This window comes from Rhodococcus sp. 2H158, from assembly GCF_053764755.1.
Window position 1 is genome coordinate 39,939 of the sequence record NZ_JBSNCE010000017.1, and the last position, 13,685, is coordinate 53,623.

Here is a 13,685-nt window from a genome sequence, read left to right on the forward strand (position 1 = left end):
GGGACGCGCGTCAGCGCCCCAGCATGCCCCACCGGGCCGACCGATTCACGGCGGCCCGGCGCGAGCGGCGCTCGGACTCCGACATGCCACCCCAGATGCCGTACGGCTCACCGACTTCCAGTGCGTGGGTGCGGCAGTTCTCGAGGACCGGGCACCGGGCGCAGACGAGCTTGGCGCGGTACTCGCGCAGTTCGCGTGCGCGGCCACGTTCCCCCTCGGGATGGAAGAAGGCCGACGACTCGTGGCCACGGCACGCCGCGTGCAGCTGCCAGTCCCAGCTCTCGCTGCGGGGGTGGGGGAGGGTCACCGTGTTGGCGATCGACATTGCACTCCTCGGGCCTGCGAGGGGTCGCCTCGCCTGGACGCTGCGCCCTGTGAGGGCGGTCATATCGAAGCTTAGCCGGACTTCCGTACTCGATCAACGACACTTCGGCATTTCGGGGTCGAAAGTGTGGGACTGGTCTTTCGGTCAGGTGGATCCACTCCTTCGATCAGGTACCGGGGCGCCCCGTCGCCGATAGCGTGTGCGCATATCGCGATACGTCGCCGACGTCGCGTGAGCACCGCACGAGAAGAAGGAGACACCGTCATGCCACAGCAGGTCCGGGGCGTCGTCGCCCGCGCGAAGGGCGCTCCCGTCGAGGTCGTGCCGATCGTCATCCCCGACCCGGGGCCGGGGGAGGTCGTCGTCGCGATCGCCGCGTGCGGCGTGTGCCACACCGACCTGCACTACCGGGAGGGTGGCATCAACGACGAGTTCCCGTTCCTGCTCGGGCACGAGGCCGCCGGTGTCGTCGAGTCAGTCGGTGCGGGCGTCGACTCGGTCGCCGTCGGGGACTTCGTCGTCCTCAACTGGCGGGCCGTGTGCGGGCAGTGCCGCGCCTGCAAGCGCGGCCGCCCGCAGTACTGCTTCGACACGCACAACGCCACGCAGAAGATGACCCTCGAGGACGGCACCGAGCTGACCCCGGCCCTGGGCATCGGCGCGTTCGCCGACAAGACCCTCGTGCACGCCGGGCAGTGCACCAAGGTCGACCCCAGCGCCGACCCGGCCGTCGTCGGCCTGCTCGGCTGCGGGGTGATGGCCGGCCTCGGTGCCGCGGTGAACACCGGCGGGGTGACCCGCGGCGACTCCGTCGCGGTGATCGGCTGCGGCGGCGTGGGCGACGCCGCGATCATGGGTGCCCGCCTCGCCGGCGCCAACAAGATCATCGCGGTCGACCGGGACCCGAGGAAGCTCGAGTGGGCCACCGACCTCGGGGCGACCCACACGATCAACGGCGCCGAGGTCGACGCGGTCGAGGCGATCCAGGAGCTGACCGGCGGCTTCGGCGCCGACGTGGTCATCGACGCGGTCGGTCGCCCGGAGACGTGGAAGCAGGCGTTCTACGCCCGCGACCTGGCCGGCACCGTCGTCCTCGTCGGGGTGCCCACCCCGGAGATGACCCTCGAGATGCCGCTGATCGACTTCTTCTCCCGCGGTGGGTCGCTCAAGTCGTCCTGGTACGGGGACTGCCTGCCCGAGCGGGACTTCCCCATGCTCGTCGATCTCTACCAGCAGGGCCGGCTGCCGCTCGAGAAGTTCGTCACCGAGCGCATCGCCCTCGACCAGGTGGAGAAGGCGTTCGAGACGATGCACCGCGGCGAGGTGCTGCGCTCGGTGGTGGTCCTGTGACCGGGGCGAGCGAAGCGACGGGGGATGTGACCGGGGCGAGCGAAGCGACGGGGGACGTGACCGGGGCGAGCGAAGCGACGGGGGACGTGACCGGGGCGAGCGAAGCGACGGGGGATCGGCACCGCCTGCGTATCGACCGGGTCGTCACCCACGGCACCTTCGCCCTCGACGGCGGCGAGTGGGAGGTCGACAACAACATCTGGCTCGTCGGCGACGACGACGAGGTCGTGATCGTCGACGCCGCGCACACCGCGCAGCCGATCATCGACGCGGTCGGCGGCCGGAAGGTGGTGGCGATCGTGTGCACGCACGGGCACAACGACCACGTCACCGTCGCCCCGGAACTGGCCGACAAGCTCGACGCACCGATCCTGCTCAACCCCGCCGACGACGTGCTGTGGGAGATGACCCACCCCGGTGTCGCGCACCGGCCGCTCGCGGACGGTGATCGGATCGCGGTGGCGGGCACCGACATCCAGGTCATCCACACCCCCGGGCACTCGCCCGGCTCGACGTGCCTGTACCTGCCGGAGGCGGGCGAGCTGTTCACCGGCGACACCCTGTTCTCCGGCGGTCCCGGTGCGACGGGACGCTCGTACTCGGACTTCCCGACCATCATCGGCTCGATCCGCGACAAGCTGTTCGCCCTGCCCGCCGAGACGAAGGTACACACCGGTCACGGCGACGGCACGACGATCGGCACCGAGTCCCCGCACCTCGAGGAATGGATCCGCCGGGGCAACTGACACGCCCGTGGTGCGTCCCGTCCCCGGACCGGCCGGCGGGACGCACCGCTAGGCTCGCCTCATGGCGAACAAGCGGATCCCCGTGGTGATCGTCGCAGGATTCCTGGGCTCCGGGAAGACCACCCTGCTCAATCACCTGCTGCGCAACAACCGCGGCGCGCGAATCGGCGTGATCGTCAACGACTTCGGCTCGGTCAACATCGACTCGATGATGGTCGCCGGGCAGGTCGACTCCATGGTCTCGCTGAGCAACGGCTGCCTGTGCTGCGCCGTCGACGTCGCCGACATGGACGCGATGCTCGACCGGCTCGCGCACCGTACCTCCGGCATCGACGTCATCGTCGTCGAAGCCAGCGGACTCGCCGAGCCGCGCAACATGATCCGGCTCGTCGTCGGCTCGGGCAACGAATACGTGGGTTACGGCGGTCTCGTCCTCGTCGTCGACGCCGCCGAGTTCGGCACCGTCCGGGACCGGCATCCCGAACTCGATCAGCACGTCGCGCTCGCGGACCTCGTGCTGCTCAACAAGACCGACCGCATCGACGGCGACGCCCACGACGAGTTGCTCGAACTGCTGTGCCGCCTCAACGACCGCGCCGCGATCGTGTCCACCGTGCACGGGCGCATCGACCCGGCGTTGCTGTTCGACATCCCCGAACGCCCCGAGCCGCAACCCGGCGAACAACTCAGCCTCGACCGGTTGCTGTACGAGGAACACGACGAGGACGGCGACCACACGCACCTGCACGACGGCTACGAAGCCATCGACTTCGAATCCCCCGTCCCACTGCACCCGCGTGCCCTCGTCGACTTCCTCGAGGACCAGCCGGCCGGGGTGTTCCGCATCAAGGGGTACGTCCACCTCGTCGCCGGGGGACGCACGCGCACCTACCTGCTGCACACCGTCGGCGACCACATCCGCTTCGACCCCGTCCGGCGCACGGGCGACGTCCCCGCCACCACCCGGCTCGTCGTGATCGGCGCCGATCTCGACCCCGAGGCGGTACGCGCCCGGCTCGCCGAGTGTGTCCCGACCGAACCGGTGCCGGCAGACGCGATGCTGGCCGTGCACCGGTTCACCCCGCGCTGAGCGCGGGACCGGTAGCGGGACCCTACCTACCGTGCGGCGGTCGCCGACGTGTGATTCGGGCGACGTCGGCGCCCCCCGGCCTGGCCGGCGCGTTCCTGCCGGGCCGCCGGCTGCTCCTGCCGCGACGCGCCCTGCTGCCGGGCGGCCCCGCCGCCGTGCTGCCGGGCGGTCCCGCCGCCGTGCTGCCGGGCGCCGCGCTGAGCGGCGGCCCCACTGCCGCTGCGCCGGGCCGGCCGTCGCGATCCACCGCCGGACGGGGCCGGTGCGGCCTGCTTGACCGACGGGCTCACGTGCGGGGCGATCTCGCCGACCAGGTCCAGCACGTGTTCCGACTTCGCCGTCACCCGCACCGGAGTGACCTTGATCGCGGCCTTGCGCATGATGACGGCCAGATCCTTGCGCTGCTCGGGCAGCACCACGGTCACGACGTCGCCGGTGCTCCCGGCGCGGGCCGTACGGCCCGAACGGTGCAGGTACGCCTTGTGCTCGGCCGGCGGGTCGACGTGCACCACCAGTTCCACGTCGTCGACGTGGACGCCGCGGGCCGCGACGTCGGTGGCCACGAGCACACGCGCCTCACCGGAGGAGAACGCCGCGAGATTGCGGTCGCGCGCGTTCTGCGACAGGTTGCCGTGCAGATCGACCGCCGGGATGCCGGACTCGGTGAGCTGACGGGCGAGCTTGCGGGCCTGATGCTTGGTGCGCATGAACAGGATTCGCCGGCCCGTACCGGACGCCAGGGTCCGCACGAGGTCCTTCTTCGTGTCGGCGTTGTCGACGTCGAACACGTGATGGGTCATCGCCGCCACCGGGGAGTGCGCCTCGTCGACCGAGTGCAGCACCTCGTTGCGCAGGAACCGCTTGACGAGCTTGTCGACGCCGTTGTCCAGCGTGGCCGAGAACAGCAGGCGCTGACCGTCCTTGGGGGTCGCGTTCATGATGCGCGTTACACCGGGCAGGAAGCCGAGATCGGCCATGTGGTCCGCCTCGTCGAGCACGGTGATCTCCACCGCGTCGAGCGTGACGAACTTCTGCCGCATCAGGTCCTCGAGCCGGCCCGGGCAGGCGATCACGATGTCCACGCCGCGGCGCAGCGCGTCGACCTGCCGGTTCTGCGACACTCCGCCGAAGATGGTGGTCACCCGCAGCCCGGCGACCCGCGCGAGGGGCTCGACGACCGCGGCGATCTGCGTGGCCAGCTCGCGGGTGGGGGCCAGCACCAGCCCACGCGGGCGGCCTGCCTCGCGGGTGGCGCGGCCGGCCAGGCGCGCGGTGAGCGGAATGGAGAACGCCAACGTCTTGCCACTGCCCGTGCGGCCGCGGCCGAGCACGTCACGGCCGGCCAGCGTGTCGGGCAGCGTGTCGACCTGGATCGGGAACGGGCTCGTGATGCCGCTGTCGCCCAGGGAGGCCACCAGGGTCCGGGGGACGCCGAGGTCGGAGAAGGAAACGGTCATAGGTACAGAACTGCCTTTCGATGCAGCGTGCACGCACCCCGAGACGATCTCGGAGGGCGCAGTGGATCGCCGCAAGGAAAGCCGATGCCGGTATTGCATGCGGAACCGGGCACGATCCCGGTCCGCCGGTATCCCACGACGGTGAGCATCGTCGTGATGCCCGAACTACCGCAGCCTACCCCACGCCGGGATGCTCGTCGGCGCACGCGTCGAGGCCGACCCACTCGGACAGACCGTCCTCGAATCGCTGCCGCTTCCAGATGGGGACCTCGCGTTTTATGCGTTCGACCAGTTCGGCGCACACAGCGAAGGCTTCGGCCCGGTGCGGTGCCGCCACCGCCGCCACCAGCGCGAGATCGCCGATGGTGAGATCGCCCACTCTGTGGACCGCGGCGACCGGCAGTCCCGACTCCGCCGCCACCTGTTCGCAACAGCGGCGCAGGAATCGCTCCGCCTCGGGGTGCGCCCGGTACTCGAGCGCGCTCACTGCGCGCCCGCCGTCGTGGTTGCGCACCACCCCGCTGAACAGCACCACCGCCCCGTGCTCGGGGCCGGCGACCGCGGCGTCCACCGACGCCGGGTCGAGCGGCTCGGCCGAGATCCGTGCCAGCAGCTCATTCATGCGCGCCTCCTCCGGCGACCTGGGCCAGCAGGTGGCCGAGAATCGGCTCGAGCACCGCCAGCCCGTCCTTCACGCCACCCGGTGAGCCGGGCAGATTGACCACCACCGAGCGGCCCACCAGCCCGGCCACGCCGCGTGACAGCGAGGCGTGCGGGGTGGCCTGCAGGCCGCGCAGGCGGATGGCGTCGGCGACCCCCGGCAGCTCGCGGTCCAGCAGCGCCAGCGTCGCCTCCGGGGTCGCGTCCGTGGGGGAGGCGCCGGTCCCGCCGGTGGAGATCACCAGGGCCGGGTCGCCGGCGAGCGCGTCCTCGAGTCCCCACGCGATGTCCGCGTCGGCGTACACCAGCGGACCACGCACCGTGAAGCCGCGCGCCTCGAGAAAGTCCGCGATCAGCGGGCCCGTCCTGTCCTCCCGCGTACCGGCAGCCACACCCGTGGACGCGACGAGCACCGTCGCCGGCACGCCGGCCTGCTCCACGATCTCGCCCTCGTCCGGCGTGACGGTCTCGTCCTCCGCCGGAGCGGCGGTCTCCGCCTCGTCGCGCTGCCAGTGCCCGCGCTTGCCGCCCTCCTTCGAGACCAACCGCACTCCGTTCAGTACCGCGGCGGGGTCGACGGCCTTGACCATGTCGTGCAACGTCAGCCCGGCCACCGCGACGGCGGTGAGGGCCTCCATCTCGACGCCCGTGGGGCCCTTCGTCTTTGCCGTCGCCTCGATCGTGATCGCGGTGTCGGTGAACCCGAAGGCCACCTTCACCGACGACAGCGCCAACTGGTGGCACAGCGGAATCAGCTCCCACGTGCGCTTGGCCGCCGCGATCCCGGCGATCCGCGCGGTGGCGAGCACGTCCGCCTTGGGCATGTCGTCGGCCCGCACCAGCGACACCACCTCCGCGGTGGTGACGAGTTCGCCGGCGGCGACCGCGACGCGGGCGGTATCGGCCTTACCGGACACGTCGACCATGCGGGCGCGGCCCCGGTCGTCGAGGTGACTCAGGGCCCCGCCGTCGGGCGGGGTGAGGTCGTGCGATTCGGTCATAGCGGCAGTACCTTCACGAGTTCTCCGGGTTCGAGGTCCGTGGTGTCGGCGGGGATGTCGAGCAGCACGTCCGCGGTGGCCATCGCGGCGATCAGGTGGGACCCGGCGCCGGGGATCGCCACCACGGCGTCGCCGTCGCGACGACCGCGCAGGAACTGGCGCTTGCCCGGCACGGAGCTGAGACCTGTTGACAGAGGCCGGGTCTCGGGCTCGACGGCGGGCAGTCCCGCAGCGGCCCGCAGTACCGGCCGGGCGAACACCTCGAACGAGACCAGCGCGCTGACCGGATTGCCGGGGAAGGTCAGCACCGGCACGGAATCCACCAGTGCCGTGCCCTGCGGTCCACCCGGCTGCATCGCCACCGCCACGAATTCGGCACCTCGCGGGCCGAGCACGTCCTTGACGACCTCGAAGTCGCCCTTCGACACCCCGCCCGAGGTGAACACCACCTCGGCGACGGAGGCGGCGTGAGCGAGTTTCGCCGCGAACACCTCCGCATCGTCGCCGCTGCGATCCACCGAGACCACCAGCGCCCCGTTGGCGGCCGCGCTGGCGGCCAGGGCCGGCCCGTTCGAGTCGTGGATCTTGCCCGGGGCGAGAACGCTTCCTCCGGGCACCAGTTCGCTGCCGGTCGAGATCACCGCCACGCGCGGCCGGGTCCGGACGAACACGTGGGTCAGGCCGACGGCGGCGAGCGCCGCGACGTGCCGGGCCGCGACGACGGTGCCAGCGGGCAGCAGCGTGCGACCGCGGTGGATGTCGCTGCCGCGCTCGCGCACGTATGCCCCCGGTTCGGGCAGCGTGCACACCGTGACCCGGAGTCCCCGCCCCTCGGCCGCAGTGTCCTCGGCCGGCACGGTGTCCTCGACCGGGGCGGTGTCCTCGACCGGAACGACGGCGTCGGCACCGGTGGGCAGCGGCGCGCCGGTCATGATCTTGGTGGCGGTCCCGGGCACGTGCTCGACGACCCCGTCGCCGGCGGCGAGGACGGCACGCACGGGCAGGGTCGCGGGCGCCGCGGTGAGCGAAGCCGTGTCGACCGCGTAGCCGTCCATCTGCGAATTGCGGAAGGTGGGAAGGTCGATCGGAGCGACGACGTCCTCGGCCAGCACCCGGTCGAGCGCTTCGAGCAGCGGCACCGGTTCGGTACCTCGGATCAGCAACGGGGAGAGCAACGTCGCCACGTGTCGCGCATGCTCCTCCACCGACCGCCTGCCGCCCGCCATGGGCCAATCCTAGGCACATCGGTCGCGGCGCTGTGCGTCCTCGTCCGGGTCGTGGTTTCTGCTCCTCCCGCGCGACGGGGCCCGCGACGGCATACTGAGGGTCATGAGGACGGAGGCCCGATGACCGCGGTGCACGTGGGGATCCCGGCGGTGCGCCCTGCCGCGGCCGACGACGTCTCCGACCGGCCCGACACCCCCGTGCTGCTGGACCGGTTCGGGCGTGTCGCGCGCGACCTGCGGGTCTCGATCACCGAGAAGTGCTCGCTGCGCTGCACGTACTGCATGCCCGAGGAGGGGCTGCCGGCGATCCCGCGCGAACGGCTGCTCAGCGCCGACGAGATCGTGCGGCTCGTGGCCGTCGCGGTGCACCGGCTCGGGGTCCGGGAGGTGCGCTTCACCGGCGGGGAGCCGCTCATGCGGCGGGACCTCGAGCAGATCGTCGCCGGCTGTGCGCGCGCCGTCCCCGGCATCCCGCTGGCGGTGACGACCAACGCGGTGGGGCTCGCCCATCGTGCCCGGGCGCTGGCCGATGCGGGCCTGACCCGGGTCAACATCTCCCTGGACTCGGTCGACCGCGAGCGGTTCGCCCGGCTGACCCGGCGCGATCGGCTGGATTCGGTGCTGGGTGGGATCCGGGCGGCCAAGGCGGCCGGGTTCGCGCCCGTGAAGGTCAATGCGGTGCTCATGCCGCAGACCCTCGACGGGGCCGCGGATCTGCTGGCCTGGTGCCTCGACGAGGGTGTGCAGCTGCGGTTCATCGAGCAGATGCCGCTCGACGCCGACCACGAGTGGGCGCGGGCGAACATGGTGCCCGCGCAGCGGCTGCTCGACGTGCTCTCCGCCCGCTTCGCCCTCACCGAGGTCGGCCGCGAGGATCCGTCGGCGCCGGCCGAACGCTGGGCGGTCGACGGCGGGCCCGCGACGGTCGGCATCATCGCGTCGGTGACGCGGTCGTTCTGCTCGGACTGCGACCGCACCCGCCTGACGTCGGAAGGCACCGTGCGCTCGTGCCTGTTCAGCGACCGGGAGACCGACCTGCGGGCGGCGCTGCGCGGCGGCGCGAGCGACGACGAGCTCGCCGCGCTGTGGCGTGGTGCAATGTGGAACAAGTGGGCCGGGCACGGCATCAACGCGGCGGACTTCACCCCGCCGCAGCGCAGCATGGGAGCTATCGGTGGGTGAGACCGTGACGGGCATCGAGGTGCGGTACTTCGCGGCGGCGGCGGACGCGGCCGGAGTGGAGAAGGAGACGGTGGCGCTGGCGCCGTCGGTGGATCTGGGCACCCTCAAGATTGCGCTGATCGACCGGCACGGCGCCGAGATGGCGCGGGTGCTGTCGGTGGCCGCGTTCCTCATCGACTCCGAACTCACCCGTGACCTCGGACGCGCCGCCGGCCCTACGGTCGACGTCCTCCCGCCGTTCGCCGGCGGCTGAGCGGATCGGCCCGGCCGCCGGGCGGGGTGGCTGTCAGCGCCACCAGGTGTCGAACGGCGACACCGGCACCGTCCGCTTGTGCCGGGTGTTCAGGAACGTCCGCTCGAGCTTCTCGGCGAGCTCCGGAGTGACGTCCTTGCCCTCGAGGTAGTCGTCGATCTCCGCGTAGGTCATGCCCAGGGCCACCTCGTCCGGAAGGGCCGGCCGGTCCTCCTCGAGATCCGCGGTCGGCACCTTCTGCCAGGTGCTGTCGGGAGCCCCGAGTTCGCGCAGCAGCGCTGCGCCCTGCCGCTTCGTCAGGCCGGCGAGCGGGGTCAGGTCCACCCCGCCGTCGCCGTGCTTGGTGAAGAACCCGGTCACCGCCTCGGCGGCGTGGTCCGTCCCGACCACCAGGTAACCGAGCTCGCCGGCGATCGCGTACTGCAGGATCATCCGCTCGCGGGCCTTGATGTTGCCCCGCACGAAGTCGCTCAGCTGCGATCCGTTGCCGTAGATCTCGTGCATGGCCTGCCCGACCTCGGCGGCGGAGGCGTCGGCACCGGGCTTGACGTTGATCCGCAACGAGCGGTCGGGACCGATGAACTCCAGCGCGACCTGCGCGTCGTGCTCGTCGGCCTGCTCGCCGTAGGGCAGCCGCACCGCGACGAACTCGGCCTCGCGGCCCTCGGCGCGCAGCTCCTCGGCCGCGAGCTGGGCGAGCCGGCCGGCGAGGGTGCTGTCCTGACCGCCGCTGATGCCGAGAACGAACCCCTTGGCGGGGGTCGACACGACGTAGTCTTTCAGGAACTGCACGCGGGACCGGATCTCCGCCCGGGGGTCGATCGTCGGCCGGACGCCGAGTTCCTCGATGATCTGCTCGCGAAGGTTCGCCATATTCCGAACCCTAGCGGGACGCCCGACGGTCTGCTCGGGTGACATGCGCGGCGCACCGCGGGCACACTCGTGGCGATGAGCAGCGACGTCTTCCGCAAGCACCGGGCCGGGGCCCACCCCGACTTCTTCCGCACCGAGGCCGCCGGGCTGGCCTGGCTCGCGGACGCCGGCATGCCCGTTGCCGGTGTCCGCGACGTCGGGGTGGACCACATCGACCTCGAGCGGTTGACCGAGACGGCCCCCACCGCCGCGGCGGGGCGGGAGTTCGGCACTCGCCTGGCGCGTATGCACACCGCGGGCGCCGCCGGATTCGGTTGCTCGCCGGACGGATTCGACGGTCAGCTGTTCATCGGCAGGCGGCCGATGAGTAGCACGGTCCACGCGAGCTGGGGCGAGTTCTACGTGGTGGAACGGGTCGAGCCGTTCCTGCGGATCGCGGTGGACGCCGGCAGCGTCACCGCCGCGCAGCTGCCCGACGTCGAGCGGGCCTGCGCGCGCGTCGCCGCCGGCGAGTTCGACGACGGCGCACCACCCGCCCGCCTGCACGGCGACCTGTGGAACGGCAACGTGCTGTGGACCGCCGCGGGGGTGGTGCTGATCGACCCGGCGGCGCACGGCGGTCATCGCGAGACGGACCTGGCGATGCTGGAGCTGTTCGGCTGCCCCCGCCTCGACGAGATCGTCGCGGCCTACGACGCCACGTGCCCGCTGCGTGCCGGATGGCGCGAGCGCGTGCCGATGCACCAGCTGCATCCGCTGGCGGTGCACGCGGCGGGCTACGGTGCGGGGTACGGGCGGGCGCTGCACCGGGCGGCGCTCGCGACCCTCGCGCTGGGAGAGAAGAGTTGACCGAGATCCTCGTCGTCGCCGCCACGAAGTCCGAGGCAGCGCACGTGCCGGCGCACTACGAGACGGTGATCACCGGCATCGGCAAGGTGCACGCGGCCGTCGCGGTGACCGAGGCGCTGGCGCGGCACCGGCTCGGGACCCCGCCGGTGGTGGTCAACATCGGGACCGCCGGGGCGCTGCACCTGCACCACGGCGGCCTCTACGTCCCCTCGGCGGTGATCAATCACGACATCAGCAGCGAGGTGCTGCGCAGCCTCGGCTACCCGGTCGAGGACGTGCTCGAACTCGACGACGGGGACGGGACGGTGCTCGCCACGGGCGATTCCTTCGTCTCGGACGCGCAGGTGCGTGACGCGCTCGCCGCCCGCGCCGACCTCGTCGACATGGAGGGCTTCGCGATCGCGTTCGCCGCGTCCCGCATGGGCGCGCAGTGCCGGCTCGTCAAGCACGTGAGCGACCACGCCGACGAGACCGCGCTGGACTGGCCGGCCAAGGTCGACGCCAGTGCCCGCGAACTCGCGCAGTGGCTGGTCGAGCGGTACTGAGCCGAACCGCCGGCTCGTCAGCGGGCGGTGTACCCGAGGCCGGTGACACCGTCGGCGGCGGTCAGCCGCATCGCCGCACCCTCGACCGCGTAGCGCACCTCGCCGGACAGCACACCCAGGACGGCCGACTCGATCCGCGCGAGCTCAGGGTCGGGGCACGCCGCGCGGGTGGTGGCCAGCGGCCCGAACGTCACCACGGTGTCTCCGACGGTGGCGGTGCCGGTGAACCGGTTGCAGCCGGTGCTGCCCGAGACCGTGCCGTCGCCGGCGACGGTCAGTGTGGGCGCGGCGTCCTCGAGGGCGCGGGAGGTCGACACCGCGTCTGCCGTGACGAGTTCGGTGAGCACCCAGTGCGTGTCCACGACGGGGCGGTCGGGGTCGGCGACCGTGCGGTCGAGCAGTGAGACGGACACGTCGCCGCCGTCGAGGGTGAGTACGTCGCCGTCGAGGCGCCAGCGCGGTTCCGAGGCCAGCAGATCGGACAGCCAGGTGTCGGCGCGGTCGAGCGGCGGCGGGCACGACATGAGAGTGCTGCCGAGCCGATCGGCGCGCAGCACGCCGTCGCCGAGTTCCACCGACCCGAACGAACGGTTGCAGCCGGCGGTGGCGGCGATCCGGCCCGCATCGGGGAACTCCACGACCAGTGGGCCGCCACCGGGAATCGGCGGGCCCGACACGGCGGTGGAGACGAACGCCCGCCCCACGAGCACGGCGGGGTCCTGGGGCGGGGCGGCGGCGCCGTCGCTCGCGCAGGCGGCCGTCGTCGCGGCCAGCGCGAGGAGAATCGAGAGCCCGAGAGTCCGCCGCATGCCGGTCACGGTACCGTCCGCCCGGCGGCCGGCGGCGCCGTGACGACGCGGCGGGCCAGGTCCGCCCACCCGTCGGCGAGCCGGTCGAGCGAAAACCCGAGATCGCGCCACTGATGCAGGACCAGGGTGGCCTCGAGCGGGGCGAACAGGGACTGGGCCAGCAGCGGGAGGTCGCCGTCGACGCCCGCAGCGCGAAGCAGGACTTCGATGTGGGTCAGGCTGACGGCCCGTGCCGGGGCGTTGAACCGGGCCTCGGCGGAACTCTCGGCGGCGCGGAGCACCTCGCCCTGCACCTCCACGAGACGGATGCGGGCACGACCGAACGCGACGAGCCGGTCGACGGGATCGGCGCCGGGCCCGAGCGGCGGGGGACCGGTGAGGAACTGCTGCTGCAGGGCCTGTTCGGAATGGTCGAGCAGGGCGCGCATGAGTCCCGCGCGGGAGCCGAAGCGGCGGAAGACGGTGCCCTTGCCGACGCCGGCGCGCGCGGCGACGGCGTCCATCGTGACCGCGTCGACGCCGCGTTCGGCGACGAGGAGCGAGGCCGCCTCGAGGAGCCGGCGCCGGTTGCGGGCCGCGTCGCACCGTTCGACGCCCTCGTCCCCGACCAGCGGCAGCAGCGGAATGTTCACCACGTCACAGTACCGCCCGGGAATGGAAGTGGACCGCGGTCCGTTTAGAGTGGAGTCAGACCCGGACACCCGAACCGAAGGAACACCCCCATGTCCCAGACCCGCGTTCTCGCTCTCGTCGGCAGCCTGCGCTCCGCCTCCGTCAACCGCCGCCTCGCCGAGACCGCGGCCGCCGTCGCGCCGCAGGGCGTCGAGGTTTCCGTGTACGAAGGCCTCGGCGAGGTGCCCTTCTACAACGAGGACCTCGACGGCGAGACCGGCGCGCCCGTCGCCGCCGGGGCGCTGCGCGTCGCGGCGAGCGAGGCCGACGCCCTCCTGCTCGTCACCCCCGAGTACAACGGCACCATCCCCGCCGTGCTCAAGAACGCCATCGACTGGCTCTCCCGCCCGTACGGCGCCGGCGCCCTGGCCGGCAAGCCTGTCGCCGTGATCAGCGCCTCGCCCAGCGGCAACGGCGCGAAGTGGGCGCTCGAGGAGACCGTCAAGGCGCTCGGCATCGCTGGCAGCCGGACGGGCCTGCAGCTGTCCATCGGCGGCACCATCGACAAGTTCGGCGACGCCCACCCCAAGGAGAACGCCGAGGTCGCCGAGCAGATCTCCGCGCTGCTCGCCCAGCTCGCCGACGCCCGCCGGGAACTCGTCGACGCCTGAGCCGGCCGCACACCGAACGGCCCCGGACCACGCCCG

The 13,685-nt window shown here is 72.3% G+C and carries 16 protein-coding genes; 8 read left to right on the forward strand and 8 right to left on the reverse strand.

Going from position 1 to position 13,685, the window contains the following annotated elements; all coding sequences use genetic code 11:
* Positions 1 to 10 precede the first annotated feature (10 nt).
* Entirely contained in the window at positions 11 to 325 is a 315-nt protein-coding gene (locus ACWPOB_RS17750) for a WhiB family transcriptional regulator (RefSeq protein ID WP_100058418.1), read from the reverse strand.
* Between the two features lie 264 nt (positions 326 to 589).
* On the opposite strand from ACWPOB_RS17750, the gene ACWPOB_RS17755 reads away from it, so the two are divergent.
* The 3 genes from ACWPOB_RS17755 (at position 590) to ACWPOB_RS17765 (ending at position 3,511) form a co-directional block, all read left to right on the forward strand.
* Complete coding sequence (locus tag ACWPOB_RS17755; protein WP_006940578.1) at positions 590 to 1,675, forward strand: S-(hydroxymethyl)mycothiol dehydrogenase; 1,086 nt, start codon at positions 590 to 592, stop codon at positions 1,673 to 1,675.
* Between the two features lie 86 nt (positions 1,676 to 1,761).
* Positions 1,762 to 2,421, forward strand: a complete 660-nt coding sequence (locus tag ACWPOB_RS17760; protein ID WP_100058416.1) for an MBL fold metallo-hydrolase — start codon at positions 1,762 to 1,764, stop codon at positions 2,419 to 2,421.
* 61 nt (positions 2,422 to 2,482) lie between these two features.
* Positions 2,483 to 3,511 carry a CobW family GTP-binding protein gene (locus ACWPOB_RS17765; RefSeq protein WP_455401639.1) on the forward strand — a complete coding sequence of 343 codons (1,029 nt, stop codon included), beginning with the start codon at positions 2,483 to 2,485 and terminating at the stop codon, positions 3,509 to 3,511.
* Positions 3,512 to 3,537: 26 nt separating this feature from the next.
* On the opposite strand, the gene ACWPOB_RS17770 is transcribed toward ACWPOB_RS17765, so the two are convergent.
* From ACWPOB_RS17770 to ACWPOB_RS17785, 4 genes are all read right to left on the reverse strand, one after another.
* Positions 3,538 to 4,968, reverse strand: a complete 1,431-nt coding sequence (locus ACWPOB_RS17770; RefSeq protein ID WP_455401640.1) for a DEAD/DEAH box helicase — start codon at positions 4,966 to 4,968, stop codon at positions 3,538 to 3,540.
* 175 nt (positions 4,969 to 5,143) lie between these two features.
* Positions 5,144 to 5,590, reverse strand: a complete 447-nt coding sequence (locus ACWPOB_RS17775; protein ID WP_165035458.1) for a molybdenum cofactor biosynthesis protein MoaE — start codon at positions 5,588 to 5,590, stop codon at positions 5,144 to 5,146.
* On the reverse strand, positions 5,583 to 6,629 hold the full coding sequence (moaCB, locus tag ACWPOB_RS17780; RefSeq protein WP_455401641.1) for a bifunctional molybdenum cofactor biosynthesis protein MoaC/MoaB: 1,047 nt from the start codon (positions 6,627 to 6,629) through the stop codon (positions 5,583 to 5,585). Before moaCB ends, ACWPOB_RS17775 begins: the two co-directional genes overlap by 8 nt.
* The gene (locus tag ACWPOB_RS17785; protein WP_100057850.1) at positions 6,626 to 7,855 is read right to left on the reverse strand and encodes a molybdopterin molybdotransferase MoeA; all 1,230 of its coding nucleotides are present in this window, start codon (positions 7,853 to 7,855) and stop codon (positions 6,626 to 6,628) included. Before ACWPOB_RS17785 ends, moaCB begins: the two co-directional genes overlap by 4 nt.
* Positions 7,856 to 7,975: 120 nt before the next feature.
* On the opposite strand from ACWPOB_RS17785, the gene moaA reads away from it, so the two are divergent.
* Both moaA and ACWPOB_RS17795 read left to right on the forward strand, forming a co-directional pair.
* The gene (gene moaA, locus ACWPOB_RS17790) at positions 7,976 to 9,037 is read left to right on the forward strand and encodes a GTP 3',8-cyclase MoaA (protein ID WP_455401642.1); all 1,062 of its coding nucleotides are present in this window, start codon (positions 7,976 to 7,978) and stop codon (positions 9,035 to 9,037) included.
* Entirely contained in the window at positions 9,030 to 9,290 is a 261-nt protein-coding gene (locus ACWPOB_RS17795; RefSeq protein WP_100057852.1) for a MoaD/ThiS family protein, read from the forward strand. The genes moaA and ACWPOB_RS17795 overlap by 8 nt, the downstream gene beginning before the upstream one ends.
* A 33-nt stretch (positions 9,291 to 9,323) precedes the next feature.
* Here ACWPOB_RS17795 and nadE read toward each other — a convergent pair whose 3' ends face one another.
* Positions 9,324 to 10,163 carry an ammonia-dependent NAD(+) synthetase gene (nadE, locus tag ACWPOB_RS17800; protein WP_100057853.1) on the reverse strand — a complete coding sequence of 280 codons (840 nt, stop codon included), beginning with the start codon at positions 10,161 to 10,163 and terminating at the stop codon, positions 9,324 to 9,326.
* A 75-nt stretch (positions 10,164 to 10,238) separates the two neighbouring features.
* Here nadE and ACWPOB_RS17805 point away from each other — a divergent pair, with 75 nt between their 5' ends.
* Together ACWPOB_RS17805 and ACWPOB_RS17810 are read left to right on the forward strand one after the other, a co-directional pair.
* Positions 10,239 to 11,012, forward strand: a complete 774-nt coding sequence (locus tag ACWPOB_RS17805; RefSeq protein ID WP_455401643.1) for a fructosamine kinase family protein — start codon at positions 10,239 to 10,241, stop codon at positions 11,010 to 11,012.
* Positions 11,009 to 11,557 (forward strand): nucleosidase, encoded by a 549-nt coding sequence (locus ACWPOB_RS17810; protein WP_100057855.1) that lies wholly within the window; start codon positions 11,009 to 11,011, stop codon positions 11,555 to 11,557. The genes ACWPOB_RS17805 and ACWPOB_RS17810 overlap by 4 nt, the downstream gene beginning before the upstream one ends.
* A 17-nt stretch (positions 11,558 to 11,574) precedes the next feature.
* On the opposite strand, the gene ACWPOB_RS17815 is transcribed toward ACWPOB_RS17810, so the two are convergent.
* Both ACWPOB_RS17815 and ACWPOB_RS17820 read right to left on the reverse strand, forming a co-directional pair.
* Positions 11,575 to 12,366, reverse strand: coding sequence for an META domain-containing protein (locus ACWPOB_RS17815; RefSeq protein WP_455401644.1), 792 nt, complete (start codon positions 12,364 to 12,366; stop codon positions 11,575 to 11,577).
* Between the two features lie 5 nt (positions 12,367 to 12,371).
* Positions 12,372 to 13,001: a TetR/AcrR family transcriptional regulator gene (locus tag ACWPOB_RS17820; RefSeq protein ID WP_455401645.1), complete on the reverse strand. Its 630-nt coding sequence runs from the start codon at positions 12,999 to 13,001 to the stop codon at positions 12,372 to 12,374.
* A gap of 87 nt (positions 13,002 to 13,088) precedes the next feature.
* Between ACWPOB_RS17820 and ACWPOB_RS17825 the strand changes: the two genes are divergently transcribed.
* Positions 13,089 to 13,649, forward strand: coding sequence for an NAD(P)H-dependent oxidoreductase (locus ACWPOB_RS17825; RefSeq protein ID WP_006940564.1), 561 nt, complete (start codon positions 13,089 to 13,091; stop codon positions 13,647 to 13,649).
* Positions 13,650 to 13,685 lie beyond the last annotated feature (36 nt).

Bases quoted from the DNA above. Each gene is read 5' to 3' on its own strand.
- ACWPOB_RS17750 (WP_100058418.1), bottom strand. From the start codon at position 325: ATGTCGATCGCCAACACGGTGACCCTCCCCCACCCCCGCAGCGAGAGC.
- ACWPOB_RS17755 (WP_006940578.1), top strand. From the start codon at position 590: ATGCCACAGCAGGTCCGGGGCGTCGTCGCCCGCGCGAAGGGCGCTCCC.
- ACWPOB_RS17765 (WP_455401639.1), top strand. From the start codon at position 2,483: ATGGCGAACAAGCGGATCCCCGTGGTGATCGTCGCAGGATTCCTGGGC.
- ACWPOB_RS17770 (WP_455401640.1), bottom strand. From the start codon at position 4,968: ATGACCGTTTCCTTCTCCGACCTCGGCGTCCCCCGGACCCTGGTGGCC.
- ACWPOB_RS17775 (WP_165035458.1), bottom strand. From the start codon at position 5,590: ATGAATGAGCTGCTGGCACGGATCTCGGCCGAGCCGCTCGACCCGGCG.
- moaCB (WP_455401641.1), bottom strand. From the start codon at position 6,629: ATGACCGAATCGCACGACCTCACCCCGCCCGACGGCGGGGCCCTGAGT.
- ACWPOB_RS17785 (WP_100057850.1), bottom strand. From the start codon at position 7,855: ATGGCGGGCGGCAGGCGGTCGGTGGAGGAGCATGCGCGACACGTGGCG.
- moaA (WP_455401642.1), top strand. From the start codon at position 7,976: ATGACCGCGGTGCACGTGGGGATCCCGGCGGTGCGCCCTGCCGCGGCC.
- nadE (WP_100057853.1), bottom strand. From the start codon at position 10,163: ATGGCGAACCTTCGCGAGCAGATCATCGAGGAACTCGGCGTCCGGCCG.
- ACWPOB_RS17805 (WP_455401643.1), top strand. From the start codon at position 10,239: ATGAGCAGCGACGTCTTCCGCAAGCACCGGGCCGGGGCCCACCCCGAC.
- ACWPOB_RS17815 (WP_455401644.1), bottom strand. From the start codon at position 12,366: ATGCGGCGGACTCTCGGGCTCTCGATTCTCCTCGCGCTGGCCGCGACG.
- ACWPOB_RS17825 (WP_006940564.1), top strand. From the start codon at position 13,089: ATGTCCCAGACCCGCGTTCTCGCTCTCGTCGGCAGCCTGCGCTCCGCC.